The sequence below is a fragment of the Planktotalea sp. genome, assembly GCF_965659345.1.
In the GTDB taxonomy this organism is placed as follows: Bacteria; Pseudomonadota; Alphaproteobacteria; order Rhodobacterales; family Rhodobacteraceae; genus Planktotalea.
Window position 1 is genome coordinate 132,210 of the sequence record NZ_CBFHVK010000008.1, and the last position, 24,824, is coordinate 157,033.

Genomic DNA, 24,824 nt, shown 5'->3' on the forward strand with positions numbered 1-24,824 from the left:
CCGATGAGGTGGATTTAGTCACTGTCATGCGACTTGGAAACACCCTTTTGCAAAGTTGCGACATCCTTGAACAGACGTGGCAAACGTCGCAGCAATTTATGAAGCTCTATTTGCTTGTCCATTTTAACGGCTGGATAGCCAAGCATCACACGTCCTGCTGGCACATTTGAAAGGACTTTCGTCGCGCCACCAGTGATCACATTGTCCCCGATGAAAACATTGTCGCTGACCCCGGTTTGCCCGCCAAGCACCACATTGTTGCCAATGCGCGTAGAGCCTGCGACACCGACCTGAGCACAGATGAGGCAGTCATCCCCAATCACCACGTTGTGGCCAATTTGGGCTAGGTTATCGAACTTGCAGCCATTGCCGATGACTGTGTCGCGCACATTACCGCGATCCACACAGGTATTTGCGCCGAGCTCGACATTGTCGCCAATCTGCACAGCGCCAAGCGAATGAATGCGCGCCCAACTTTGGGCCTGCGTCTCCCCTTGATCACCAAGACTGTCGCGCACGCGCTCAACAGCACCTTGTTCAGGCGTGACAAAAGAAAAGCCATCTCCGCCCACGGTTGCCCCTGGCTGTGCGATAAAATTCGCACCAATGCGCGTGCGTGCGCCTATCCTGACACCCTCACGCAGATAAACGTTTTCACCAATAAGCGCATCGCGCCCGATAAATACTTGCGCGCATAGCCGGCCACCCGCAGCAATCTGGGCACCCGCTTCAATGACGCAAAGTGGTCCGATTGAAACGCCGTCTCCCAGAACCGCGTCGGGGTGCACCACGGCGGATGGATGGACACCTGCTTCAAAATCAACATCCGCGTCCATCATCGCGCTTAAGCCAGCCATCGCAAAACGCGGGCGTGAGGCAAGGATCGCGCCGCTTAGGCCATACTCTTGCCACGGTGCATCTGACCAAAGCAGCGCGGCCTTGGCGTGACCCTCTGTCAACGTATTTGCAAATTCGGGTTTCAATGCGAGCGCGAGTTGATCAGCGCTGGCGGCGGCAGGTTCAGCAAGAGAGTGAATGACAATATCAACATCACCGACAGCTTTCGCACCGAGCGCATCCGCGATTTGTTTGATCGTATATGTCATCTGAAACCTCATCGCGGCGATTGTATCACGAAGGCGATAACACGCGGTTGTAACGAAAAAAAGCCGAGGTTTCCCCCGGCTTTCTCTATTCTTTATAGCTCGTCTTGATAGCTAGTGCTCTCAGCCACCAACGGCACGCAACCGAACCCCGGCTTTTACAAGCGCAGAGAAGATCTTCGCATCACGACCATAGATGTCGCGGCGGAAGTTCACGTTGCCCTTCGCCGTTACGTAAGCTGTGCGATAGACGATGTGCACTGGCACAGGCTCATTTAGGTTCACACGTGCTTCTGAGCCAGTCTTTAGCTTGGCTTGAAAGAACCCTTCGGGATCATTTGTCTGCTTGGCCAGCAAAGCGTAAGCGAACTCAAACGGCTGGTGCAGTCGGATACAGCCGTGGGAATATGCGCGTACTTCACGGCTGAACAGGTTCTTCGCAGGCGTGTCATGCAAGTAGATGTTATGACGGTTCGGGAACATGAACTTCACCAAACCCAGCGCGTTTCCACGGCTTGGCGGCTGCTTCAAGCTGAACGGAAATGTCCTGGCATTATACGCTGCGAAATTCACCGAAGAACGCGAAACAGTACGCCCACGGCTATCAATCACCTGCAAATGACTAACCGCGTTGCGGTTGCTTTGCATCAAAGGAAGATACTCTTTTGTTGTGATCGAGCGCGGCACATACCAGGACGGGTTGATGACCATGAACTCCATAACATCAGAAAACTCAGGGCTACGGCGATCACTCTGGTTCTTGCCGATGACGGAACGTGTTCTGAATGTTTCTTTGTTATTGTCCATGATAACAGCGGAGAAATCAGTCAAATTAACCCAGATATGACGTTTGCCGCGTGGGCGGTTCATCCAACGTTCACGCTCCATCGCAACCATTACGGCCTGAAGGTGGGACTCGATCGGGCGGTTGATCTCACTCATTGTACCCGGGCCAGCAACGCCGTCAGGATTCAAACCTCGTGAAATTTGAAACTGCTGAACGGCAGATTGCATCGCACCATCGTATGTTTGCGCGGAAGAGCGCTTGAGATAGCCCATCGTCTGCAAACGGTTGCGCATGATCACAACAGCATTGCCGCTTTGACCTGGCTTCAAGGACTTCGCAGGTACTTTCTGGCCCCAGCCCCCCTTTGCCAATTGACGCTCCATCAAAAGCTTTGCTTTCATTAGGCGCGCATACTCAGGCGCGGTCGGTGCGAGCGCCTGAAGGAAGCGTTTCGGAGACGATTTCGAAAAATTAGTAAGGTAAGACAGGCGATCGCGCAAAGGAATCTGGCGCACAATCTCGCTATCGACTTTAGAGGGGGTCAAAACACCCGTCTGTAAATCGCGCGCATACTGCAAGAAAATGCGGCTCATCTCGACTTCAACAGCACCACGATCTCTTGGGCTGCGGGCTTGCTTCAAAACAGCTTTGAGCTGCTCTGGATTATAACGGCTCACGGGCAAGCCGTGATCAGCTGCATTTGTCACAGCATTCAAAAGCGCATTGCGACGCTGGCGGTCTTTATTACCCCGCCCTGTCCAGATCGATTTGTATTTGTTCGCTTGATAAAACGCCGCGATGTCTTTGTCTTTCGCGGCAGCTTCAGCAACGGCCTGTTTAAAGGCTGTGACCTGAGCATCTGCTGGCGAAGCAAAAAAACTGACAAGTAAAAGAGCGAGCGCTGTAAAGAGCGCTTTGATTGAAAAAACTGTCTGACTGCGAAGCATGTGCATCGTTGTCCCCCGTTATGTACCCTGTTCGCGTCGGCAGGACGCAAAGTTATGTAAAATGGCATCCTTCATAGCCCGAGCATGAGTCCATTCACATTTTCAACAGAACACACAAAAGACACAGTGTGGTGCAGCCTTGCACCGACACAGCGCACCAGTTGGCTAGGCGAGAGACAAAGTAATGATATATTTACACGATTGAGCAAAAAAATGCCGAAATATGTTGTTAAAACTTGGTTTGTGAAATCGATGCTTGGTTGGCGATTCGAATTATGCAATAGAAGCAGCACTGCGGGGATGATTAGGCAGAGTATCCGTAACATCGGATGCGAACAGGTAAGAACGGGACGAAAAAAGTGACTACAGACAGCAAAAGTACCGGCGTAACGCGCCGTGGCCTGCTTCGCGCTTTTGCAGCGACGGCAGTCGTAGCAGCACCGACCTACTCGAACGCAGCAGGCTTTTTGCGCGGCGGCGGCGACATTCGTCGCATTAAGATGTACTCTGGCCGTACGGGCGAGCGCATCGACATGATTTACTGGGTTGAAGGTAAATACATCAAAGAATCCTTACAAGAAGTGCACCGCTTTATGCGCGACTGGCGTACAAACGATGTGAAATTTATCGACCTGCGCACCATCGACGTGATGGCAGCGGCACATAACCTGTTGGATTCGAGCGAGCCTTACATGCTGCTCTCTGGCTACCGCAGCCCGAAAACAAACAATATGTTGCGCGCGCGCTCAAAGGGTGTAGCAAAGAATTCACTGCACATGAAGGGCCAAGCGGCAGATTTGCGTTTGTCTTCTCGCTCTGTGAGCCAAGTCTCTCGTGCCGCAGCAGCTTGTAAGGGTGGTGGAGTCGGACGTTATTCAGGCTCCAACTTCGTCCACATGGATTGCGGTCCTGTGCGCGTCTGGGGTCGCTAAACCACTGACACAGATCTTTTATTTGCAAAGCCCAGCTATTCCGCTGGGCTTTTTCGCGTTCTACGCAGGCCGTAGATCGATCACATACGTGTGGATAGAAAACACAACTGCACGGGTTTTTGGCAAACGCACCAAACATTGCCGCTCTGATCGCAAAAAATCTCGCGATACGGTCATGTCAGTCGTTCCATAATCTTTCTCTAAACGCGGTTGAAACAAACTCGCACCCGCATGGGCGCGATTGAAACGCCACAACGGACGATCAACCTGCACACCATCAAACAACCGCTGCACGCGGCGACGGATATTTTCATCATACTCCTCGACAGGTTCATGAATGCGCCCCATCGGCTTGCCAATTTTTTCGCTCAACGTCCAGTGCGCCGGAAAACAAAGCAAAGCTGCGCTTAGAAAATGCTCACTGCCGTCTTTTGGTTTTTCCAGAATACAAATGTCTTCTTGTATAATTTCGCCCATGACCAGCAATGGATCGCCACTCAACTCAACGCATCGCCCATCGGGACAACGCATTTGATCGCCGTCCCTTTGGAAACCCGAAAGCTCTTGAACCGCTTCAATAATCAGATCTAGTGTTTCACAAACAGCCTCGTGACTTCCTGCTGTTGTTGCGCGAACTGCGTCGGGCTTATGGGCCATCAATCTGATGCGTTCGCCCATTTGCTCCGCATAGGCATCATCGACGCGCAGCCAATCGCGCATATCAAGTGGCTGAACACCCGGCAAAGCGCGCTCAATTCGCATCTCTTCTGGCAGCTTACTCTGAAAAATCTCGCTCATGCTAAAAGTGGTAACAAAGCCGCCTGCCCGCGTCACCCGCTCTTTATTGACTAAAAACGACGCAGAAAGAAGTCGCAGCCGTGCATGCCAAATGACGAATCGATGCTCATCTTGATGTCATTGGGAGACCTACACATGAACCAACACTACCGCGACATCCGCAAGATTGATCCACATCAAGGCGAAATCCTTGGCGACGGCACACCCAATGACAACAATCGGATCGAGATTGGGCCAACGCAACTTGCGTTTCATGAATGGCGTGCCGCGGGTTTAGAACTGCCAAACCTTGCACGTATGCGCGAATATCGCTGGAAACGACTGACCCAACATATCGTAGATCGCGGTTATGGCGGATTGCTCATGTTTGATCCACTTAACATTCGCTACGCCACTGACAGCACCAATATGCAGCTCTGGAACACCCACAACCCGTTTCGCGCGGTCTTGCTTTGCGCTGACGGTTACATGGTCATTTGGGACTACAAAAACTCTCCTTTCTTAAGCGAATTCAACCCCTTGGTCCGCGAACAACGATCTGGCGCAGACCTGTTCTATTTTGATCGTGGCGATAAAGTTGATGTCGCAGCGGATGTTTTGTCCAACGAAGTGCGCGTGCTGATCGAAGAGCATGGCGGCAACAACAAACGCCTCGCGGTTGATAAGATCATGCTCCATGGGCTGCGCAGTCTAGAAGCGCAAGGGTTTGAGATCATGGAGGGCGAGGAAGTCACCGAAAAATCCCGTGCGATCAAAGGGCCGGATGAAATTCTTGCGATGCGCTGCGCCAATCATGCCTGCGAAACGGCTTGTGCGGAAATGGAAGCCTTTGCCCGCGCAAACGTACCCAATGGCACCACGTCAGAAGATGATATCTGGGCGATCCTTCATGCCGAGAACATCAAGCGCGGAGGCGAGTGGATCGAAACCCGCTTGCTCGCCTCAGGTCAACGCACCAACCCTTGGTTTCAGGAATGCGGCCCAAGGATTACCCAAAACAATGAAATTATCGCATTCGATACCGATCTCATTGGTTCATATGGCATCTGCATCGACATTTCCCGCACTTGGTGGATTGGCGATCAAAAACCACGCCAAGACATGATAGATACGATGCGTCATTCGCATGATTTCATCATGCACAACATGTCTTTGCTCAAACCCGGTGTGATGATTCCTGATCTGATTGATCAATGCATGGAACACCCTGCAAAGTTCAAAGCCCAGCAATATGGCTGTATGATGCACGGGGTTGGTTTGTGTGATGAGTGGCCGTTGATCGCGCACAAAGACCACTATGTCCCCGGCTCGTTCGAGTACCCCCTCGAGCCCGGTATGGTGCTTTGTGTCGAAGCCGCATGTGGCGAAGTTGGGGGTGATTTCTCTATCAAGTTAGAAGATCAGGTGCTGATCACTGAAGACGGCTACGAGAATTTAACGACCTATCCATTTGATGACGCATTAATGGGACGATAGGGAGCAATGCGTTTCAACGGCTTGGTTTCTCATCACCTCCGCGCGACCCAGTTGTAACACACCTTTCCTTAGTGCTGGAAAACCCCCACCCTAGGGACCAGCACTAGGAGTCGTCCCCATGCCCACTGAACGCCTGACCTTTCCCGGCCACTCTGGTCACGACCTTGCCGCGCGGCTTGATATGCCCGACGGTCCACATTTGGCGACCGCGCTGTTCGCGCATTGCTTTACCTGTTCCAAAGACATCCCCGCCGCGCGCCGCATCGCGCAGCGTCTTGCGGATCAAGGCATTGCCGTTTTACGCTTTGATTTCACAGGTTTGGGCCACTCGCAGGGGGAGTTTGCAAACACAACCTTTTCTTCTAACGTCTCGGATCTGAAAGCCGCGTCTGAAATGCTTGCAAAACGGGGAATGGCACCGAGCTTGCTTATCGGACATTCACTAGGTGGCGCAGCAGTCTTGAAACTCGCGCCTGATCTTGAAGACATCAAAGCGGTCGTCACATTGGGTGCGCCATTTGATCCCAATCATGTCACGCATAATTTTGCAGGGGCGTTGGATGAGATCGCTGAGACTGGAAAGGCCAGTGTTAACCTTGGTGGACGCCCGATTACGATTGGCAAAGACTTCGTCGAAGACGTCAGCGCAACCAACCTGAAAGCATCCATAGCCAAGTCAAAAGCTGCGCTTCTTGTGATGCACGCCCCGCTTGACGCGATTGTTGGCGTTGAGAATGCGACGAATATCTTTGTTGCGGCACATCACCCGAAAAGCTTTGTTACTTTGGATGATGCAGATCACCTGATCACAAATGCGGACGATGCGTGCTACGCCGCTGACGTCATTGCCTCGTGGAGCACGCGATACCTTAAATTAGCGCGACCAGCCCCGCCTATTGGCACACCCGAGGGCATTGTGCGCGTGCGCGAAGCAGACGCGCGTGGGTTTTTACAAGACGTGTACGGTGGTTCGAACCATCACGCGCTTGCGGATGAACCCCTTGCGTATGGTGGTACAAATCGCGGCATGTCGCCTTATGGGTTTCTGTCTGCGGCCCTTGGCGCGTGCACATCTATGACAATACGCATGTATGCGCGTCGAAAAGGGTGGCCCCTAACAGATATCTCAGTCGACGTGAGCCATGATAAGATGCACGCACAGGATAGCGGCACTTTGGAAAAGGTGGATGCGTTCAAACGTGTGATAACATTAAAGGGTAAGCTTGATAGCACCCAGCGCGCGCGGTTGCTTGAGATTGCGGATAAATGCCCTGTTCACAAAACGTTAGAGCGTAGCTCTGAAGTTGTGACCGAACTCGTTTAAACAAAAAAGGCGCAGCATATTGTGCTGCGCCCTTTCTATTATTCTGTGCTGCAAACTTTAGCCGCGTGCGCGACCGACCATTTTCCAAACAAGTGGCAAAACAACCGCAGCCAAAGCAAGCTTTAGAAAATCGCCGAGCAAAAACGGTGTCAAACCCCACTGCAAGATTGGCTTGTCCCAGCCGTAAAGCATGCCAAGCCAGATCAAGCCCGGAACGTAAATCAAAGCATTACCCAGCAGCATTGCACCTGCCATTTTGGGTGCAGAGCGATCCCAACCAGCACGCGCGAGCGTTCCAAGTGCGAGTACCGCAAGCACATAGCCTACCAAGTAGCCGCCTGTGCCGCCCATCATATACTCCAGACCAAATTTTTCAGCCGAAGAGCCCGCGAACACATCAAACCCGAGCGCACCAATGATCATGTAACCAAGGATCGTCACCAAGCCCAAACGCGCACCATAGGCGGCACCCATTGTAAGCACTGCAAACGTTCCGAGTGTCATCGGAACCGGAAACATCGGAACTTTGATTTTTGCAGCGATCGCTAGAAACAGGATCCCAGCGACAACCAATGCCATCTTTTTGACAAGCAAAAGCGAGCCATCCTGCGGTGCGATTAAATCGCTGAGTGTTTTGTGAGTAAGCGACAGGTTCATAATTTCTCTCCTGTTATATTGCGTTGCAGCATATGGGCGTGCCAAATGCAAAAGTGCAAGTGCAAATTCGTTGGAGGTGTCGCTTAGTCTTAACCTTGTTTCTTCAAACAGGCTTGTAAGTGCTTTTCATTGTGTAGTTTTTACGTGGCCCTCTTACAGACCAGGTCACACGCCAAACCGGCCAATCAGTAAACTCATACGATACATCATATTGATCAGGGTCACACCAATGCGCCGCTTTTGCTGCGCCTGCGAGAGCCATGCAGTGAAAAAAGCGCCCATCCTCAAAGTACACGTCAACGCCGTCCTCAACTGCTCGCCAAAGATAGCACCGCTCTGCTGTCATTAAAGGCGCGGTCCCCATCTTCAATTCGCCAGTTTCGCGATAAAGCCAGTGATCAGCCCCATCTGAAATGTCTGCAACGCCTGTAAAAACCACCTGTTGTCCAGTCAACGCATCAAAGATGTTTCGCTCTATTGTCCAACGGCGCAAAAAGTTCTCGGCTGTCAAAGTCATTTGCGGATCGTTCCGAAACTTACGTCGTCATAGGCGCCTGTAAATCGCACCTGATCTTCAAACACGGCAACATCATAACAATCCCATAGATCACGCGGCGGCCACTGGCTGCAATATTGATCGTTTTCCACCCGCCAGTTGCCCCAACTGTTCGTCCCCGCATTATAAAGCGTCTTGCCGCTGGCTCTGAAGTCCTGCCACGCGTTATCATATTCCAAGGTCACACCAATCAACACATCAGCAATCTCTGATCCCGAAAGCATACGCCAATCATCTTCCTGTTGTGCTAGCGCAGCAGCGGCAAAACACACCAAAACGCCAACGTAGATGCCAAAGCGTCTCATCTTGCCCTCCTCGCTTGAACCAAAATCGCGCGCAGACTAAGAGAGCGTAACGCAAGCTGAAAGTCACAAAAGGACAATCGCGCATGATCCCTCGTTATTCCCGCCCCGACATGGTCGCTATCTGGTCGCCAGAGAGCAAATTCCGCATTTGGTATGAGATTGAAGCCCATGCCTGTGACGCGATGGCTGATCTTGGTGTGATCCCGCGTGAAAACGCCACCGCTGTTTGGAAAGCCAAGGACGTTGAATTTGATGTCGCGCGCATTGATGAAATCGAAGCGGTAACAAAGCACGATGTCATCGCGTTCCTGACCCACCTTGCGGAACATGTTGGCTCTGAAGAAGCACGCTTTGTGCATCAGGGCATGACAAGCTCCGACGTACTCGACACATGCTTCAACGTTCAATTGGTACGTGCCGCTGACATCCTTATCGAAGACACTAAGGGTCTGCTCGCCGCGCTAAAGCGCCGTGCGATGGAGCATAAAAACACCATCCGCATCGGTCGCAGCCACGGCATTCACGCAGAACCTACGACAATGGGCCTTACCTTCGCGCGTTTTTATGCGGAAATGGATCGCAACCTCGCACGTCTCAAAGTGGCACGTGATGAGATCGCGACAGGTGCTATCTCAGGTGCTGTCGGCACATTTGCCAATATTGATCCCGCTGTTGAAGAGCATGTCTGTGCGCAACTTGGCTTGTCCCCTGAACCGATCTCAACACAAGTCATTCCACGCGATCGCCATGCTGCATTCTTTGCAGCGCTAGGGGTTGTCGGGTCCTCTATCGAAAACATCTCTACAGAAATTCGCCATATGCAACGTACAGAAGTGCTTGAAGCGGCTGAGTTTTTCTCCATGGGGCAAAAGGGTTCATCGGCCATGCCACATAAAAAGAACCCTGTTTTGACGGAAAACCTGACGGGTCTTGCACGCCTTGTGCGTATGGCCGTTATTCCTGCCATGGAAAACGTCGCGCTATGGCATGAACGCGATATTTCGCACAGCTCGGTAGAGCGTAACATCGGGCCAGATACGACGATCACCCTTGATTTCGCACTCGCGCGGTTGACGTCTGTGATCGACAAGCTCTTGGTTTACCCAGAGAATATGATGGCCAACATGAACAAGTTCCCGGGTCTTGTGATGAGCCAACGTGTGCTTTTGGCGCTCACACAGGCGGGGACAAGCCGCGAAGATGCATACCGTCTGGTGCAACGTAACGCCCTTAAAGTCTGGGAAACCGGTTGTGATTTCAAAGAAGAGCTGCTGGCAGATGAAGAAGTCGTAGCAGCGCTTGGTGTTGATCAGATCGAAGCAAATTTCGATCTCGGCTATCATACGAAACATGTGGATACGATCTTCCGCAGAGTTTTCGGCGAAAGCTAAGTGCCTGATACATCGATAAAAGATCATTGGCTGAAGAAAAAGGTGACCTCTTCAGCCAATGTTTACAATTTGACGTCAAACACAAAAGCAATCCGCAACGATAAGGCGATTGCATATGCAGTTAGGTCAAATAACGCCGGCGAACGCGCAAGCGCGGCTGCCAGCACGCACTGTCACCTCCGCTGAAAAAGCCGCGATTGTCGTGCGCTTTTTTATGAATGAAGGTGCACATGTTCCTATCGATACATTGCCAGAGGGTTTGCAGGCAGAGCTGACCCACCAAATGGGCAGTCTACGAAGGATAGATCGCGCAACACTTGTCAGCGTTATCGAAGAATTTGCCACTGAACTCGAAGAAACTGGCCTGACCTTTCCAAAGGGGGTCGCTGGCGCATTAAATGAATTAGATGGCAAGATCAGCCCCGGTGCCGCCGCACGAATTCGCAAGCGCACTGGCGTTCGTGCGATTGGCGATCCTTGGGAGCAGCTCTTTGAGCTCGAAGCTGAAAAGCTCTTATCGTTAATTGAAGACGAGAGCATCGAGGTTGCGGCGGTGTTACTGTCCAAGATCGACGTGAAGAAAGCAGCGACAATGCTGGGACAAATGCCGGGGGAACGCGCGCGACGCATTACATATGCTGTGTCACTGACCAATTCTGTAACGCCTGATGCGGTGGATCGTATAGGGCGCTCATTGATTTCCCAACTTGATGATGAGCCAATCCTAGCCTTCACAAACAAGCCAGAAGAACGCCTTGGCGCAATCTTAAATTCATCACGTAGCATGACACGCGATGAGCTTCTGGATGGCCTAGATGAAGCCGATCAATCGTTTGCAGCAGAGGTGCGCAAAGCCATTTTCACGTTCAAGCACATTGCAGAACGCGTCGATGAACGCGATGTGCCTGCTGTTTTGAAATCTGTGGACAACGATATGCTCGTGACAGCCTTGGCAAGTGCGACGGCTCCAACCACGAAAGCGTCTGCTGACTTTATTTTTGCCAATATTTCCAGCCGCATGGCGGAACAGCTGCGCGAAGCGGTGCAAGAACGTGGCCAAGTCGGTGATGAAGATGGAGAAATCGCGATGGCAGAAGTTGTCACCGCCGTTCGCGATTTGGCGCAGACCGGCGAAATCCTTTTGAAGGAAAGCGAAACAGCTTAATCAATCGACCAAACGCTAGACAGAACAATCGCGCGTCGCTAGCTTTGGACTATGGAAAAACGTATTAACGGACGCCGGTGGCACGATATGGGTGGCCAAGAGGCGGGACCAATCTGTGACGACCAACACGACTTTTCTTTGTGGGAAAAGCGCGTCGACGCCTTGATGATTTTGTGCAGCTCGAAAGGGTATTTCACAGTAGATGGCCTTCGACGCGCCCTAGAAGACATGGGCGAGGATGCGTTTGAAACCATGACGTATTATGAGCGTTGGATCGCATCGATTAATCAAAACCTGATCGAGAGCGGAGCTTATACGATCGAAGAATTAGGTGCAAAAATGGCTGAGGTTCAAGCGCGTGGGGAAACCTATGGCGAAGCAAGTCTCGGATGATGACGCCTATCGCTGAAAATAAGGTGCTGAAAGCGGGAACCAAAGTGCACATCCGCGCGATCATGCCCCCAGGGCACGTACGTGCGCCAAGTTATCTTCGCGGTAAATCAGGGGTAATCGAGCGCGCGATCGCTCCATTCCCCAACCCAGAACAACTCGCCTATGGCCTACCTGCCAAAAACCAAATGCTTTATCGCGTGCGTTTCAGCGCAGCTGAGCTTTGGGAAAAAGCCGCAGAAAAACCAGACGACGTCATAGAAGCAGAAGTCTATGCGCACTGGATAGATGAATTGGACACCGTCGATGCCACATGATCATCATGACCACCTCTCCCCGTCTGGTCACCCATACCGCAAGGATGATGATACGCCACTAAGCTATTGGCAAAGCATGGAAATAGCTGTGCGCGAATTGCTTGTCGAAAAAGAGATCACCAACTTTGAAGAAATTTCGGCGCAGATCGAAAAGATGGATGCGCGCAGCCCCGCAATCGGCGCCGCAGTGGTGGCACGCGCTTGGATTGATCCTGAATTCAAGGCGCGTTTGTTGGATAACGGCTCCACCGCGACGGCAGAGCTGGGCTTCGATGTCGGTCCAATGAATCTTATCGCGCTCGAGAACACGGCCGATACACACAATATCGTCGTGTGCACTCTGTGTTCTTGCTATCCACGCAATCTTCTTGGTTTACCGCCGGATTGGTATAAATCGCGCGCGTATCGGTCACGTACGGTCAAAGAGCCGCGTAAAGTTCTGTCTGAATTTGGTGTGACCTTGCCCCAAACCACCCAAATTCGGGTACATGATAGCACTGCGGATATGCGTTACGTCGTTATCCCCGCCCGCCCAATTGGCAGCGAGGCATTAGACGAAGCAGAGCTTGCCAAGCTGGTGACGCGCGATTCTATGATTGGAACGGGTTTGGCATTAGCGCCAAACGCTTGAGCATTACGCGTAAGCGCAGTAAGCCGCCGATATGAAACGCGTCTCGCAGTATATCATAAATCTCTTTTTGCGTAGTCTCATCGGGCTGGCGCTTTTGTTGCCCTACGCCGCGCGTGTGCGTACAATGGGTTGGCTCGTTGAAAAAATCGTTTCGCCACTGGCAGGGTATCCAAAACGCATCCGCGCAAATCTTAAGCATGTGCTGCCAGACTTGCCCGAAACAGAAATTGCGCGGCTGTGCAAAGCCGTGCCCAACAATGCCGGCCGCACATTAATCGAACTCTATTCCGGCGATGCTTTTGTGCGCCGCGCAATCACAGCCCCCATCACAGGCCCCGGCTACGCGGCCCTTGAAGCCGCACGGGCGGAAGGGCGCCCGGTGATCCTTGTCACGGGTCACTTTGGAAATTACGATGTGAGCCGCGCCGCGCTGATCGCAAAGGGTCACAATATGGGGGCGTTATATCGGCGCATGTCGAACCCATATTTCAATGAACATTACGTAAAATCGATCACGACGATTGGCACACCGATGTTTGAGCAAGGTCGCAAAGGCATGTCTCAAATGGTACGTCACATTAAGTCAGGAGGCGTCTTAGGGATTTTGACGGACCTGCACGCACATGGTGGCGCACGTCTGAATTACTTCGGAAAACCTGCGATCACCTCTTTGATCACTGCAGAACTCGCATTGAAATACAATGCGGCGCTGATTCCAGTCTACGCAATCCGACAAGACAACGGACTGGATTTCAAGATCGTCGTCCAAGACGAAATTGCACATAGTGATGCCGAGACAATGACCCAAAAGGTAAACGACGGTTTAGAGCATCTGGTGAGTGAAAATATGCACCAATGGTTCTGGATCCATCGTCGCTGGAAGAATACCTAAGCTTTAGTTAACCGCGGCTGCCGCATCTATGGGGCCATGACCCACGCGTTGGATCAAGACAACCATAGGACCGGTTCCCACGTTTGCGGCCAAGGACAGTGGTGCGCGCCCGTCCCATTTCTTTACTGTTTTGAAATCAGACACGACGTTGACATAGGTAATTGTTTTACCTGCATTTTCCCCGCGCCTGATCGCTGTTGTGCGCTTTTTGGAATAGCTGACCAGCTTAACTTCGTATTTCGCAGCACGGCGCGCCGTTGCAGAGATTGTCAACTTGCCGCCAGAACGTGCGACGTTCATTGCAACATCCTGAGTTTTTGACGCGTGTTTGCGAATAAGATCGGCCACGTCCATGGGATGCGTGCCAACAACCGAATCTTCACCTGCAATAATCATCTGCGGCGTGTAAACAGAGCGACGTCCGGCAGTCTGCGCATAAGCGCGCTGGCGTGCCGCATTTTCTGGACGGCCAAATTCGTCTTTCCAGCCGATATAATCCCAATAATCCACATGCATCGAAAGCGCGATAACGTCACTACGCTGTGCAAGTTTATGCATCAAAGCATCCGCAGGCGGGCAAGACGAGCAGCCTTGGGACGTAAACAACTCTATGACCACCGGCTGCGGCTGCGTTTGCGCCTGTGCCGTCCCAGTCAAACCGATCCAAAGCGCGACGAAGAGTGCGGAGAGCGTTTTCATATAGGTCGGTCCATCTGATATTATTGCGTCACGGGTGTGATAATTCGAAACCTTTGTAATGACCAATCACCCTTTTGCGAGAGGCGCGCGAGCCACTGGAACACTTTGTTTCCTATTTTGATTAAATTTCAGTGTACAATCGTATACAATTTGCTTTGCACCCCTTGATTGAAGCTTCACCATAGGGCAAATAGCAACCAATTCGTCAGTAATGTAGCATCTAGATCAGGAGGCTTTTATGCCCATCACAGTCGGTCAAGACACCAGCAAGACACGCAAGACCTTAAAGGTCGGCGACGCGTCCATCGCCTATTACTCTATCCCTGCCGCGACAGAAGCTGGCCTTGGTGATTTCTCCAAACTACCGGCTGCTTTGAAAGTGGTTTTGGAAAACATGCTGCGCTTTGAAGACGGCAAGACGGTTTCTGTCGATGACATCAAAGCATTTGCTGAATGGGGTGCTCAAGGTGGTAAAAACCCACGCGAGATTGCGTACCGCCCTGCCCGCGTCTTGATGCAGGATTTTACCGGTGTTCCAGCGGTTGTTGACCTCGCAGCAATGCGCGACGGCATTAAGTCCCTCGGCGGCGATCCGCAGAAAATTAACCCGCTGAACCCGGTTGATCTTGTCATTGACCACTCTGTAATGATTGACGAATTTGGCAATCCACGTGCGTTCAAGATGAACGTTGATCGCGAATACGAACGCAACATGGAGCGTTATACATTCCTCAAATGGGGCCAATCCGCGTTTTCCAACTTCCGCGTTGTGCCTCCGGGCACAGGCATCTGCCACCAAGTGAACCTTGAGTATCTCAGCCAAACCGTTTGGACCGATGTTGACCAAAACGGCGTTGAAGTTGCCTATCCTGACACGCTTGTGGGCACAGACAGCCACACAACCATGGTGAACGGTGCCGCTGTTCTGGGTTGGGGCGTTGGCGGCATCGAGGCGGAAGCGTCCATGCTCGGTCAACCGATTTCCATGCTGATCCCCGAAGTTATCGGCTTCGAGCTGACAGGCGCGATGATGGAAGGCACGACAGGCACGGACCTTGTTCTTAAGGTTGTGGAAATGCTGCGCGAGAAAGGCGTGGTTGGCAAGTTCGTTGAGTTCTACGGCAAAGGTTTGGACACGCTTCCACTGGCAGATCGTGCAACAATCGCCAACATGGCGCCAGAGTATGGTGCGACATGTGGTTTCTTCCCGATCGATGGCGAGACACTGCGTTACTTGCGCACAACAGGCCGTGATGAAGACCGCATTGCATTGGTCGAAGCTTATGCAAAAGAGAACGGTTTCTGGCGCGGCGACCATTATGCACCGATCTATACGGACACTTTGAGCCTCGACATGGGCACAATCGTTCCTGCGATTTCTGGCCCGAAGCGTCCGCAGGATTACGTGGCTCTGACCGGTGCAAAAGAAGCATTCCGCGAGGAAATGGAAAAGACTTTCAAGCGTCCGATGGGCAAAGAAGTCGCGGTTGCGGGCCAAGACTACACAATGGAATCAGGCAAAGTTGTTATCGCCTCCATCACATCTTGTACCAACACATCCAACCCATACGTCATGATCGGCGCGGGCCTTGTCGCGCGCAAAGCAGCAGCATTGGGTCTAAACCGCAAGCCTTGGGTCAAGACATCCCTCGCCCCAGGGTCACAGGTTGTGACTGCGTATCTTGAGGCCGCAGAGCTTCAGGACGATCTTGATGCGCTCGGCTTTAACCTTGTTGGCTATGGTTGCACAACATGTATCGGTAACTCTGGCCCACTTCAGGAAGACTTGAGTAAGGCCATCCATGAGGGTGATTTGGTCGCGACGTCGGTTCTGTCCGGCAACCGTAACTTTGAGGGCCGTATCAGCCCAGATGTGCGCGCCAACTACCTTGCATCACCGCCCCTTGTTGTGGCGTATGCGATTGCGGGCACGATGGATATCAACCTTGCAACCGATCCAATCGCGCAAACAGCGGATGGCAAGGACGTTTACTTGAAAGACATATGGCCAACCACGCAAGAAGTAGCTGAACTGGTTGAACAGACTGTGACACGCGAAGCGTTCCAGACAAAATATGCCGACGTGTTCAAGGGTGACGAGAAATGGCAGGGCGTTTCTGTGCCGCAGCAGGAAGTTTATGACTGGCCAGCGGCATCGACCTACATTCAGAACCCACCCTATTTCCAAGGCATGTCCAAGGAACCAGGCGTGATCACCAACATTGAGGGCGCTAAGGTCTTGGCATTGCTCGGTGATATGATCACGACGGACCACATTTCTCCTGCGGGCTCCTTCGCGGAAAGCTCCCCTGCGGGTCAGTATTTGGTGGATCGTCAGGTGCCTGTACGTGAGTTCAACTCATACGGTTCACGCCGTGGTAACCATGAGGTCATGATGCGCGGCACATTCGCCAACATTCGCATCAAGAACGAAATGCTCGATGGTGTTGAAGGTGGTTACACCAAAGGCGTAGACGGTGCACAAACCTCAATCTTTGACGCAGCAATGGCGCATCAAAACGCGGGCACACCGCTGGTTATCTTTGGCGGTGAGCAGTATGGCGCGGGATCTTCACGTGACTGGGCCGCTAAGGGCACAGCACTCTTGGGTGTGAAGGCCGTGATCGCGGAGAGCTTTGAGCGAATTCACCGCTCCAACCTTGTAGGCATGGGCGTTATCCCGTTCGAATTCACGGGTGGCGATAGCCGTAAATCACTTGGTCTGACGGGCGATGAAAGCGTTTCAATCTCTGGTCTGGACACGATCGAACCACTGCAAGTCGTGCCATGCACGATCACAATGGCCGATGACACAGTGAAAGAGATCAGCTTGAAGTGTCGTATCGATACAGCGATCGAGATCGAATATATCGAGCACGGTGGAGTTCTACACTACGTGTTGCGCGACCTCGCGGCGGCGTAAAAGTATTTCTGAATACTTTTGAAAAAGGGCCTCGCACTTGCGGGCCCCTTTTTTGCGGCTCTTGATCATCGCGGCGATATACGCGCAAGATAGCGTACGAAACAGTGGTAATTACAGGCGGCACACGTGGTAGCGGACGTGATATCGCACAAGAGTGTGCGTGCGATCATGACACGAGTTGTAAGCCCTCGCCCACCAGACCTCATTGCGAAGTTTGTTGAAAGGACTGCGTTGGCGTGCTCTGGTTTACCCAAAGATATCGCAAAAGCCGTTCAATTTTTGGCATCCGATGATCCAAGCTTCATCACTGATAAAATATTATCCGCGTCGGGCGGATACCAGCTGTCGCGCGCATTGAGAGATCGGATGAGTTTATTTTGAAAAATGAAGCTGGGGTTATTTCCCTAAAGCTTTGTTCAGTTCCGGCAAGAAACGTTGCTCATAGTCACTGCCAATCAACGGGCCTGCGAACCGATAAAGAACCGTGCCATCGCCATCCAGAATGAAGGTTTCTGGCGGTGCCGTCACGCCCCAGTCAATCGCCGTGCGGCCCAGTGGATCGAACGCAACACCCGCGAAAGGGTTGCCATCATCGGTCAGATAACTGCTTGCCGCACGCGCCGTGTCTTTGAAATTCACGCCTATGATATTATGCTCTTTTGCCAGTTCGAGCAGTTTTGGATGTTCCGCACGGCACGGGGGGCACCAGCTGGCCCAGAAGTTCACTAGCGTGACTTCGCCCTTGGCGAGATCGCTTTGTGAAGCGGGCGTAAAGCCCGGCAGCTCAGCAGTGGTTTCTATTGAAGGCGCTGGCTTGCCTATAAAGACTGATTGCAAATCATCTTTGCCCTCGCGAAACATGCCCACGTAAAAAAGCACTGCCAGCCCTGCGAATATCGCCGGCGGCGCTATCATGAGGGGCGAGATTTTAGCCATTGCGGCGATCCTCGATCTCTTTCAGCGCGGCTTTTGCACGGCGGCTTTGCACCCAGCTAAAAATAACAAGCAAAAGGATCAAAGCGATTGTCGCAGCGTAGGCGCTGAGAACGGCATCCGCGTATTTTCCAAGATCGGGCATCATGCCATGCGCTCCCGTGCCAGAAGCGCTTTTGTGCGGCGCGCGCGAATTTCAGTGCGCGTGCGCAACAGCATAAGCGCCACAAAAAGCAGAACAAACCCTGCGATACAGACCAACAGCGGCTGATAAAAGACATCCGCTACGTTCTTTTCTTTATCAAGAGAAAGCGACGCGCCCTGGTGGAGCCCTTGGTTCCAGAAGTTAACCGCATAGCGCGATAGAATCGCGAAAACCGAACCGACCAAACACAGGATCGAAGTGAGGTCTGCTGCTGTGTCATTGTCTTCGATCGCAGCCCAAAGCGCGATGTAACCAAGATAAAATAAGAACAGGATCAAAAACGAGGTAAGGCGCGGATCCCAGACCCACCATGTGCCCCACATCGGTTGACCCCAAATGGCCCCAGTGATCAAAGCGATCAGCGTCATGACGACACCAATAGGCGCTGCCGCCTTGGCCGCAAGCGCACTGATGTGATGGCGGCGAATGATCCAGATGAGCGATGTCACAAGCATCATAAACCACACGTTAATCGCCATAAGGGCTGACGGTACGTGAAGGTAGATGATCTTGACGGTTGACCCTTGTCGGAAATCGTCAGGCGTGAAGAAAAACCCCCAGATCAAACCTACCACAAGGCAGATCGCTGAAAGCGCGGCTGTCCACGGCAAAACACGGCCCGAAAGAGCCATGAATTTCACCGGATTTGCGTATTCCCATAAAGACATAAGGTCGATGTAGTCCCTAACGATTGTGGCTTCAATTCACATTAACGAATGTTTACCCGCAAAACAGCGGCAGAGGCAAAAGGTAGCAGTGCGATTGTGCCAAAAGTAATGCCCGCGAGCATGATAATCGGTGTGCTGTATGTAAGCCCTTCCGCTCCACGGCGTGCCACTTCAGCACCAAAGATCAGCGTTGGCACATAGAGCGGCAGAACAAGCAGCGACAAAAGAAGACCACCGCGTTTGATACCAACTGTGAGGGCTGCACCAAAGGTGCCAATCACGCTCAGCGCAGGCGTTCCAAGCAAAAGCGAAAGAATGAGCGGCGCATATCCTTGGCTTGGCAAGTTGAGCAGAAGCGCAAAAAGTGGTGCAGAGAAGATGAGTGGCAAGCCTGTTGTGATCCAATGCGCGAAAGCTTTGATCGACACAGTCCCCTCCATCGGCAAGGGGGCACAGGCAAGCAGATCCAATGTGCCGTCTTCCCAATCAAGCGCAAGAATGCGATCCAGCGAAAGAAGGCACGCAAGCAACGCACCAAGCCACAAAATTCCAGGCGCGATCGTTGCCAGCAGAGCGCTATCAGGGCCAACGCTGAAGGGCACAAGAACCGTCACGATCAAGAAGAACGCAAGCCCAAGCCCAAAGCCACCCCCTGCCCTGATGGCGAGACGCAGATCGCGAATAAGAAGGGCCTTCACAAAAAGCCCTCCATCTCATCATTTTGTATGTTCACTGGTTTTGCTTTGAATGGCGCAATGTCAAGGATGTCTGCTTCCAGTCCTAGATCAATATGGGTTGCGATAAGAGCGATGCCTCCTGTCGCAAGATGGGACCTAATTGCATTCGCAAACATCGCAACCGCATGGGTGTCGAGAGACACCGTCGGTTCATCCAAGATCCAGATGGGCCGCGCCGTCACGAGCAAACGCGCCAGACCTAGCCGGCGCTTTTGACCTGCCGAAAGCGCGCCGGCGGAGCGACTGGCCAAGGGCTCCAGCTCAAAGGCGCTCATCGCGGGGGAAATATCTGTTGTTCCAAACACGTCGGCCCAGAATTCAAGATTTTCGCGCACGCTTAGGACATGTTTGATGCCGTCAGAATGCGCGGCATAAGCGATGCTTTCGCTGGGTGCGTTTATGTCACCGCTCAGCGCGGTTTGAAGACCCGCAAGTGCACGTAACAGCGTGGTCTTGCCGATCCCATTGGGCCCGCGCAAAATAAGTGCTTCGCCGGGGGTCACACGAAACGACACCCCTTCCAGTACGGCAATGCCACCCCGTGCGACAGAAAGGTTATCAACGCTAAGCTGCATCCCTGATCAGGTCTTCGTTACAGGAAGGAGAGCTGCGGCTACGCGGCGGCCCTCAGACACGAGCACATTGTACGTGCGACAAGCTGCAGGGGAGTTCATCGCCTCAACCCCGATGCCCGCATCATCGAGCGCGTCTTTCAACTCACGCGGCAAATACCCGATTTCATCCCCTGTACCGAAGAAGATAACGTCAATCTCGCCCTTCATGTTCAATAGTGTATCCAAATCGGTGTACCCCCCCCAAGGGCCTGCACCGCTTGCGGTCACAATCAAGGGCGCAGCAACCACTTCGCCTGCGATGCGGAAAAACCCGGGGCCATAGCCTTGCACAGGCTGAGCATCGTCAAATTCAAGTTCCGTCAAACGCATTGCGCATCACCCCCAAGTTGGCAAACCATAGAGTGCTGACACTCCGATAATGACATAAGCCAGTGCTCTATAAACCGTTTCATATGCGGGGCGAAAGAGCCATGTTCCTATGAGAATTCCGATCATCATAGGTGTGATCAAGACCGCCCCCAAGACCAAAGTGGCACCTGATAAGAGACCCTGGACACCTGCCATTGCGAAAAAGATCACATCAAAAGCAACGAGAAACACCATGGTCGTCGCACGAATAATGGCAGGCGCATGTGTGCTCGCCATATAAAGTAGGATAACAGGCGGACCGGGAAGACCGACTGCGCCACCAAGAACTCCCGACATTGCGCCAATGCCATAGATTTTTGGTGCGCTTAGGCGTCCCGAATAACGCAGCCCAAGGATCAGAGCCGCCAGAAGCGCGAGCGAAACAAGTGATACAGCACTGCGAAACACATCCGCCGGAACGTTGATCAGCACCCAAATTCCAACGGGCATGCATAGAAACATACCAAAGATGAGACGACGCAGATCCTGCCAGTCTGCTTCGCGCACCGCACGTGGAAGCGCTGGTAGCGGGCCGAAACTATCGATCACCATGAGTGTCATGACCGCGCCAAGCGGTGTCAGGAATTGTCCGGCGATAGGCAGATAGATCATCGCAGTGCCAAACCCAGCAAAACCGCGCACAAGCCCTGCGAGCAAACTACCCAAAGCGATCCATATCAGCCCATCTGTTGCGAGGGCTGATACAAGGATGTCAGGCATCTATGTTGGCAAATTGCGTTCCCGCATTGGCGTCAGGCTTGTTGGTCCAATCGCGCTTTACCCCGAGATAGAGTAGGATCGCAGAGGCCACGAAGACAGAGCTATACGTTCCAACAATGACGCCCCAGATCATCGCAAACACGAAGCCACGGATCACATCGCCGCCGAGCACAAACAATGCAATCAACGCCAGAAGCGTGGTGACAGAGGTCATGAATGTCCGGCTCAGCGTTTCATTGATCGAAATGTTAAGCACTTCATTCAGCGGCTTTTTCTTATATTTGCGCAGGTTTTCACGGACCCGGTCGAAGACAACAACCGTATCGTTGAGCGAGTAACCAACAATGGTGAGCAGTGCCGCGATAATCGCGAGGTCGAACTTGATCTGAAGCTCGGAAAAGATACCGATTGTGAGGATCACATCGTGCACAAGCGCCGCAACCGCACCTAAGGCAAATTGCCATTCAAAGCGTAGCCAGATGTAGATCAAAACGGCTGCAATCGCGAGAACAACGGCAATTGCGGCAGTTTGGATCAGTTCGCCAGAGACCTTCGGACCAACGGATTCGACAGACACAAACTTGATGTCTGGCGCGATGACCTGCAGCGCAGTTTGTACTTGTGCGATGATATCAGAATTCACCGCTTCTTGACCGTCTTGCGCTTCAATCCGCACCATGGCGACGTTTTGATCTGCTTCGAAAGTCGGATCAAACACTTCGGAAATCGTGATGTCGCCCAACTCAAGTGGTGCAATCGCGTCGCGGTATGCGCCAACGTCAATTGGCGTGCTGCTGTCCGTTCGGATTGTCGTGCCACCTTTAAAGTCGATGCCGAAGTTCAACCCTTGATACATGAAAGAGGCGAAACCAACGATCATCAGCACCAAAGAGATCCCTAACCACATTTTCCAACGGGAAAAGAAATCAAAATTCGTATCTTGCTTGACTAATCTCAGGCGCATCTCACACCTCCAATGTTTTGGGGCGTTTACGCTCGAACCACATCACAACAATAAGCCGTGTGACGAAGATAGCAGTAAAGACCGAAGTGAGAATGCCAAGGCCAAGCGTAATCGCAAAGCCTCGTACAGGGCCGGAGCCCATAACAAACAGGATCACAGCCGTGATGAAGGTTGTGATGTTGGCGTCAATAATCGCGCTCAGCGCTTTCTCGTAGCCAAGATCAATCGCACGGGCCGGACCCTTTTTCGATTTGATTTCTTCGCGAATCCGCTCAAATACCAACACGTTGGCATCAACCGCCATACCAATCGTCAGAACGATACCAGCAATACCGGGCAGCGTGAGCGTTGCACCGACCAAACTGAGCAGGCCAAAGATCAAACCAACATTAATGATAAGCGCAATGTTGGCGAACAATCCAAACGTACCATAGCTCAAGAACATGAAGATCAAGACGGCCGTGAACGCGACGATACACGCAATTTGACCCGCTTTAATGCTGTCTGCACCCAGCTCTGGTCCAATTGTACGCTCCTCAAGAAAGTCGAGCCCAGCAGGCAAAGCACCCGCGCGCAACAACACCGCAAGGTTTGTTGATTCTTCCACTGTGAAGTTGCCCGTAATGATTCCCGAGCCGCCCGGAATATGACTTTGGATCACGGGAGCAGAAATAACTTCGCTATCGAGCACGATCGCAAACGGATTACCGATATTTTCAGCCGTGTAGTCACCAAACTTGCGAGCGCCTGCTGGATTAAATCGGAAATTCACCGCAGGGCGGCCGTTTTGATCAAATGCAGGCTGTGCATCCACCAGTTCTTCACCTGTAACCACCGGAGCGGATTCAAGTGTGTAATACGCCCCCTCTTCATCGAGTGACGGGAGAATTTCATTACCAATGCCAGCATTCGCATCCGGATCCGAGCCGCGACCAACAACTGGTTGGAATGTCAGTTGCGCCGTGGTGCCAATAATCGCTTTGAGTTCCGCAGCAGAACCGATGCCGGGCACTTGGATTAATATACGATCAGTTCCTTGGCGTTGGATCGTTGGCTCACGCGTGCCCACTTCGTCGATTCGACGTCGAATGATTTCAAGCGACTGTTGCATCGTGCGCTCATCCGTGGCGCGCTTTTCCGCCTCAGACAGTCGCACAGTAAGAATGCTCCCGTCCGCGCTGACCTCAATATCAGACGCCCCGACGCCGGACAGCGAAACGACTTGTTGCGCTAAACCACGCACAACTTCCATTGCGCGGGCCATCTGGTCTGGCTCTGAGATTCGGACTTTGAGCTCATCATCAGCCGAGGGTTGAAGCCGGATCGTACCGATCGTTGCTCGTTCAGGGCGAAGGGCATCACGCACCTCTGGCCAAAACGCTTTCATGCGGGCGGAATAAACGTTTTGGACCTTCACCTCAGCCAGCAAATGCGCGCCACCCCGAAGATCAAGACCAAGGTTCACAAGACCTGAGGGCATGAACGTCGGCCAAAGCGCGACCATTGCATCGCGTTCTGGTGAATTTCCAGACACCTCAATCGCTGCCAAGCCATCATTATGCTGTTCGACTTTTGAGTAAAAGGCATTTGGAACCGCAAGGAGCAAACCAAGCGCGCACAGCGCCCAGATCACCACCCGTTTCCACAGGTCAATTTGCAACATCTGTCAGGCCTCTCACACCATCCAAGCGCCGCGCGTTATTTACGCGGAGGCTGGCTCGGTTTTGTTGATGACATTGGTGATCGTTGACTGAACAACGCGGACTTTCACGCCCTCGGCAAGTTCAACTTCGATCTCATTGTCGTCTTTGACTTTGGTCACCTTACCGATCAGGCCACCCTGCGTGATCACCTGATCGCCACGGCGCAGACCTTCGACCATTTTCTGGTGCTCTTTCAGCTTTTTCTGCTGAGGGCGGATCAACAAGAAATACATGATCGCAAAGATCAAAATAAGCGGAACGAATTGGCCAAGTGCGCCAGCATCCATGTGGTATATCCTTTTTAAGAGTGGCCTGCCCGTGCAAGCACTGTCTGAATTTTGCCAGAACCTATGGTCTGACAGAGGGCTTTGCAATGCCCTTAGGCACTCTGTTTTTAAGGTCCGTCAGTAGGGCCGGAAAGAAGCTATGCAGAATCCGCATAGCGGCCATGCTGCGACTGCGGCATTTTATGCCTTGATTGCGGGCATTACGCACATTAATTGGGTCGTACAAGAACGACGATGGCGCTGAGGTGCTTAGTTCTTGTACCTCCCTGTTGGACTTCGGCCGAGCTTTGCGCTCGGCCTTTTTTTTGGCTCTAAGCCAAACCTCAAAGCG

General features: G+C 52.5%; 28 protein-coding genes. 11 read left to right on the plus strand and 17 right to left on the minus strand.

Features of this window, described 5'->3' with window-relative positions; all coding sequences use genetic code 11:
• Positions 1–14: 14 nt before the first annotated feature.
• Both lpxD and ACTG3Z_RS08370 read right to left on the minus strand, forming a co-directional pair.
• On the minus strand, positions 15–1,106 hold the full coding sequence (gene lpxD, locus ACTG3Z_RS08365) for a UDP-3-O-(3-hydroxymyristoyl)glucosamine N-acyltransferase (protein WP_439142504.1): 1,092 nt from the start codon (positions 1,104–1,106) through the stop codon (positions 15–17).
• Positions 1,107–1,226: 120 nt separating this feature from the next.
• Entirely contained in the window at positions 1,227–2,837 is a 1,611-nt protein-coding gene (locus ACTG3Z_RS08370; protein WP_439142505.1) for a L,D-transpeptidase family protein, read from the minus strand.
• Between the two features lie 329 nt (positions 2,838–3,166).
• Between ACTG3Z_RS08370 and ACTG3Z_RS08375 the strand changes: the two genes are divergently transcribed.
• Positions 3,167–3,769 (plus strand): YcbK family protein, encoded by a 603-nt coding sequence (locus ACTG3Z_RS08375; RefSeq protein WP_439142506.1) that lies wholly within the window; start codon positions 3,167–3,169, stop codon positions 3,767–3,769.
• A 60-nt stretch (positions 3,770–3,829) separates the two neighbouring features.
• On the opposite strand, the gene ACTG3Z_RS08380 is transcribed toward ACTG3Z_RS08375, so the two are convergent.
• A complete protein-coding gene (locus tag ACTG3Z_RS08380; protein WP_439142507.1) occupies positions 3,830–4,567 on the minus strand; it encodes a heme-dependent oxidative N-demethylase family protein in 738 nt (245 codons plus the stop codon).
• A 135-nt stretch (positions 4,568–4,702) separates the two neighbouring features.
• Here ACTG3Z_RS08380 and dddP point away from each other — a divergent pair, with 135 nt between their 5' ends.
• Both dddP and ACTG3Z_RS08390 read left to right on the plus strand, forming a co-directional pair.
• Complete coding sequence (dddP, locus tag ACTG3Z_RS08385; protein ID WP_439142576.1) at positions 4,703–6,043, plus strand: dimethylsulfonioproprionate lyase DddP; 1,341 nt, start codon at positions 4,703–4,705, stop codon at positions 6,041–6,043.
• 118 nt (positions 6,044–6,161) lie between these two features.
• Positions 6,162–7,367, plus strand: a complete 1,206-nt coding sequence (locus ACTG3Z_RS08390; RefSeq protein WP_439142509.1) for a bifunctional alpha/beta hydrolase/OsmC family protein — start codon at positions 6,162–6,164, stop codon at positions 7,365–7,367.
• 57 nt (positions 7,368–7,424) lie between these two features.
• Here ACTG3Z_RS08390 and ACTG3Z_RS08395 read toward each other — a convergent pair whose 3' ends face one another.
• The 3 genes from ACTG3Z_RS08395 to ACTG3Z_RS08405 all read right to left on the minus strand — a co-directional run bounded on the left by ACTG3Z_RS08395 (position 7,425) and on the right by ACTG3Z_RS08405 (position 8,885).
• Positions 7,425–8,024, minus strand: coding sequence for a biotin transporter BioY (locus ACTG3Z_RS08395; protein ID WP_439142510.1), 600 nt, complete (start codon positions 8,022–8,024; stop codon positions 7,425–7,427).
• A gap of 103 nt (positions 8,025–8,127) precedes the next feature.
• Positions 8,128–8,541 carry a DUF6314 family protein gene (locus tag ACTG3Z_RS08400; RefSeq protein WP_439142511.1) on the minus strand — a complete coding sequence of 138 codons (414 nt, stop codon included), beginning with the start codon at positions 8,539–8,541 and terminating at the stop codon, positions 8,128–8,130.
• Complete coding sequence (locus tag ACTG3Z_RS08405; protein WP_439142513.1) at positions 8,538–8,885, minus strand: hypothetical protein; 348 nt, start codon at positions 8,883–8,885, stop codon at positions 8,538–8,540. Before ACTG3Z_RS08405 ends, ACTG3Z_RS08400 begins: the two co-directional genes overlap by 4 nt.
• An 83-nt stretch (positions 8,886–8,968) precedes the next feature.
• On the opposite strand from ACTG3Z_RS08405, the gene purB reads away from it, so the two are divergent.
• The 6 genes from purB to ACTG3Z_RS08435 all read left to right on the plus strand — a co-directional run bounded on the left by purB (position 8,969) and on the right by ACTG3Z_RS08435 (position 13,671).
• A complete protein-coding gene (gene purB / locus ACTG3Z_RS08410; protein ID WP_439142514.1) occupies positions 8,969–10,276 on the plus strand; it encodes an adenylosuccinate lyase in 1,308 nt (435 codons plus the stop codon).
• Positions 10,277–10,391: 115 nt separating this feature from the next.
• Positions 10,392–11,441 carry a flagellar motor switch protein FliG gene (locus ACTG3Z_RS08415; RefSeq protein WP_439142515.1) on the plus strand — a complete coding sequence of 350 codons (1,050 nt, stop codon included), beginning with the start codon at positions 10,392–10,394 and terminating at the stop codon, positions 11,439–11,441.
• 87 nt (positions 11,442–11,528) lie between these two features.
• Entirely contained in the window at positions 11,529–11,834 is a 306-nt protein-coding gene (locus ACTG3Z_RS08420; protein ID WP_375265099.1) for a ScnB-like protein, read from the plus strand.
• The gene (locus tag ACTG3Z_RS08425) at positions 11,831–12,148 is read left to right on the plus strand and encodes an SH3-like domain-containing protein (RefSeq protein WP_439142516.1); all 318 of its coding nucleotides are present in this window, start codon (positions 11,831–11,833) and stop codon (positions 12,146–12,148) included. The genes ACTG3Z_RS08420 and ACTG3Z_RS08425 overlap by 4 nt, the downstream gene beginning before the upstream one ends.
• A complete protein-coding gene (locus ACTG3Z_RS08430) occupies positions 12,138–12,779 on the plus strand; it encodes a nitrile hydratase subunit alpha (protein WP_439142518.1) in 642 nt (213 codons plus the stop codon). The genes ACTG3Z_RS08425 and ACTG3Z_RS08430 overlap by 11 nt, the downstream gene beginning before the upstream one ends.
• 31 nt (positions 12,780–12,810) lie before the next feature.
• On the plus strand, positions 12,811–13,671 hold the full coding sequence (locus ACTG3Z_RS08435; protein WP_439142520.1) for a lysophospholipid acyltransferase family protein: 861 nt from the start codon (positions 12,811–12,813) through the stop codon (positions 13,669–13,671).
• Positions 13,672–13,674: 3 nt separating this feature from the next.
• On the opposite strand, the gene ACTG3Z_RS08440 is transcribed toward ACTG3Z_RS08435, so the two are convergent.
• Complete coding sequence (locus ACTG3Z_RS08440; protein ID WP_439142522.1) at positions 13,675–14,370, minus strand: DUF1223 domain-containing protein; 696 nt, start codon at positions 14,368–14,370, stop codon at positions 13,675–13,677.
• 238 nt (positions 14,371–14,608) lie between these two features.
• On the opposite strand from ACTG3Z_RS08440, the gene acnA reads away from it, so the two are divergent.
• Both acnA and ACTG3Z_RS08450 read left to right on the plus strand, forming a co-directional pair.
• Positions 14,609–17,293, plus strand: a complete 2,685-nt coding sequence (acnA, locus tag ACTG3Z_RS08445) for an aconitate hydratase AcnA (RefSeq protein ID WP_439142524.1) — start codon at positions 14,609–14,611, stop codon at positions 17,291–17,293.
• 156 nt (positions 17,294–17,449) lie between these two features.
• The gene (locus tag ACTG3Z_RS08450) at positions 17,450–17,674 is read left to right on the plus strand and encodes an SDR family oxidoreductase (protein WP_439142577.1); all 225 of its coding nucleotides are present in this window, start codon (positions 17,450–17,452) and stop codon (positions 17,672–17,674) included.
• A 15-nt stretch (positions 17,675–17,689) separates the two neighbouring features.
• Here the strand turns inward: ACTG3Z_RS08450 and ACTG3Z_RS08455 are convergent, their stop codons facing one another.
• Genes ACTG3Z_RS08455 through yajC form a run of 10 tightly spaced genes read right to left on the minus strand, consistent with a single transcriptional unit; the run spans position 17,690 to position 24,493 of the window.
• The gene (locus tag ACTG3Z_RS08455; protein ID WP_375265073.1) at positions 17,690–18,229 is read right to left on the minus strand and encodes a DsbE family thiol:disulfide interchange protein; all 540 of its coding nucleotides are present in this window, start codon (positions 18,227–18,229) and stop codon (positions 17,690–17,692) included.
• The gene (gene ccmD, locus ACTG3Z_RS08460) at positions 18,222–18,374 is read right to left on the minus strand and encodes a heme exporter protein CcmD (RefSeq protein ID WP_375265072.1); all 153 of its coding nucleotides are present in this window, start codon (positions 18,372–18,374) and stop codon (positions 18,222–18,224) included. The genes ACTG3Z_RS08455 and ccmD overlap by 8 nt, the downstream gene beginning before the upstream one ends.
• The gene (locus ACTG3Z_RS08465; RefSeq protein WP_439142526.1) at positions 18,371–19,099 is read right to left on the minus strand and encodes a heme ABC transporter permease; all 729 of its coding nucleotides are present in this window, start codon (positions 19,097–19,099) and stop codon (positions 18,371–18,373) included. The genes ccmD and ACTG3Z_RS08465 overlap by 4 nt, the downstream gene beginning before the upstream one ends.
• A 41-nt stretch (positions 19,100–19,140) precedes the next feature.
• The gene (ccmB, locus tag ACTG3Z_RS08470) at positions 19,141–19,797 is read right to left on the minus strand and encodes a heme exporter protein CcmB (RefSeq protein WP_439142527.1); all 657 of its coding nucleotides are present in this window, start codon (positions 19,795–19,797) and stop codon (positions 19,141–19,143) included.
• On the minus strand, positions 19,794–20,411 hold the full coding sequence (gene ccmA / locus ACTG3Z_RS08475; protein WP_439142528.1) for a heme ABC exporter ATP-binding protein CcmA: 618 nt from the start codon (positions 20,409–20,411) through the stop codon (positions 19,794–19,796). The genes ccmB and ccmA overlap by 4 nt, the downstream gene beginning before the upstream one ends.
• 6 nt (positions 20,412–20,417) lie before the next feature.
• Positions 20,418–20,780, minus strand: a complete 363-nt coding sequence (locus tag ACTG3Z_RS08480; protein WP_439142529.1) for an Mth938-like domain-containing protein — start codon at positions 20,778–20,780, stop codon at positions 20,418–20,420.
• A gap of 6 nt (positions 20,781–20,786) precedes the next feature.
• Positions 20,787–21,539 carry a TSUP family transporter gene (locus ACTG3Z_RS08485; RefSeq protein ID WP_439142530.1) on the minus strand — a complete coding sequence of 251 codons (753 nt, stop codon included), beginning with the start codon at positions 21,537–21,539 and terminating at the stop codon, positions 20,787–20,789.
• Entirely contained in the window at positions 21,532–22,503 is a 972-nt protein-coding gene (secF, locus tag ACTG3Z_RS08490) for a protein translocase subunit SecF (protein WP_439142531.1), read from the minus strand. Before secF ends, ACTG3Z_RS08485 begins: the two co-directional genes overlap by 8 nt.
• 1 nt (position 22,504) lies before the next feature.
• On the minus strand, positions 22,505–24,166 hold the full coding sequence (secD, locus tag ACTG3Z_RS08495; RefSeq protein ID WP_439142532.1) for a protein translocase subunit SecD: 1,662 nt from the start codon (positions 24,164–24,166) through the stop codon (positions 22,505–22,507).
• Positions 24,167–24,205: 39 nt separating this feature from the next.
• Positions 24,206–24,493 (minus strand): preprotein translocase subunit YajC, encoded by a 288-nt coding sequence (gene yajC / locus ACTG3Z_RS08500; protein ID WP_375265064.1) that lies wholly within the window; start codon positions 24,491–24,493, stop codon positions 24,206–24,208.
• Positions 24,494–24,824 lie beyond the last annotated feature (331 nt).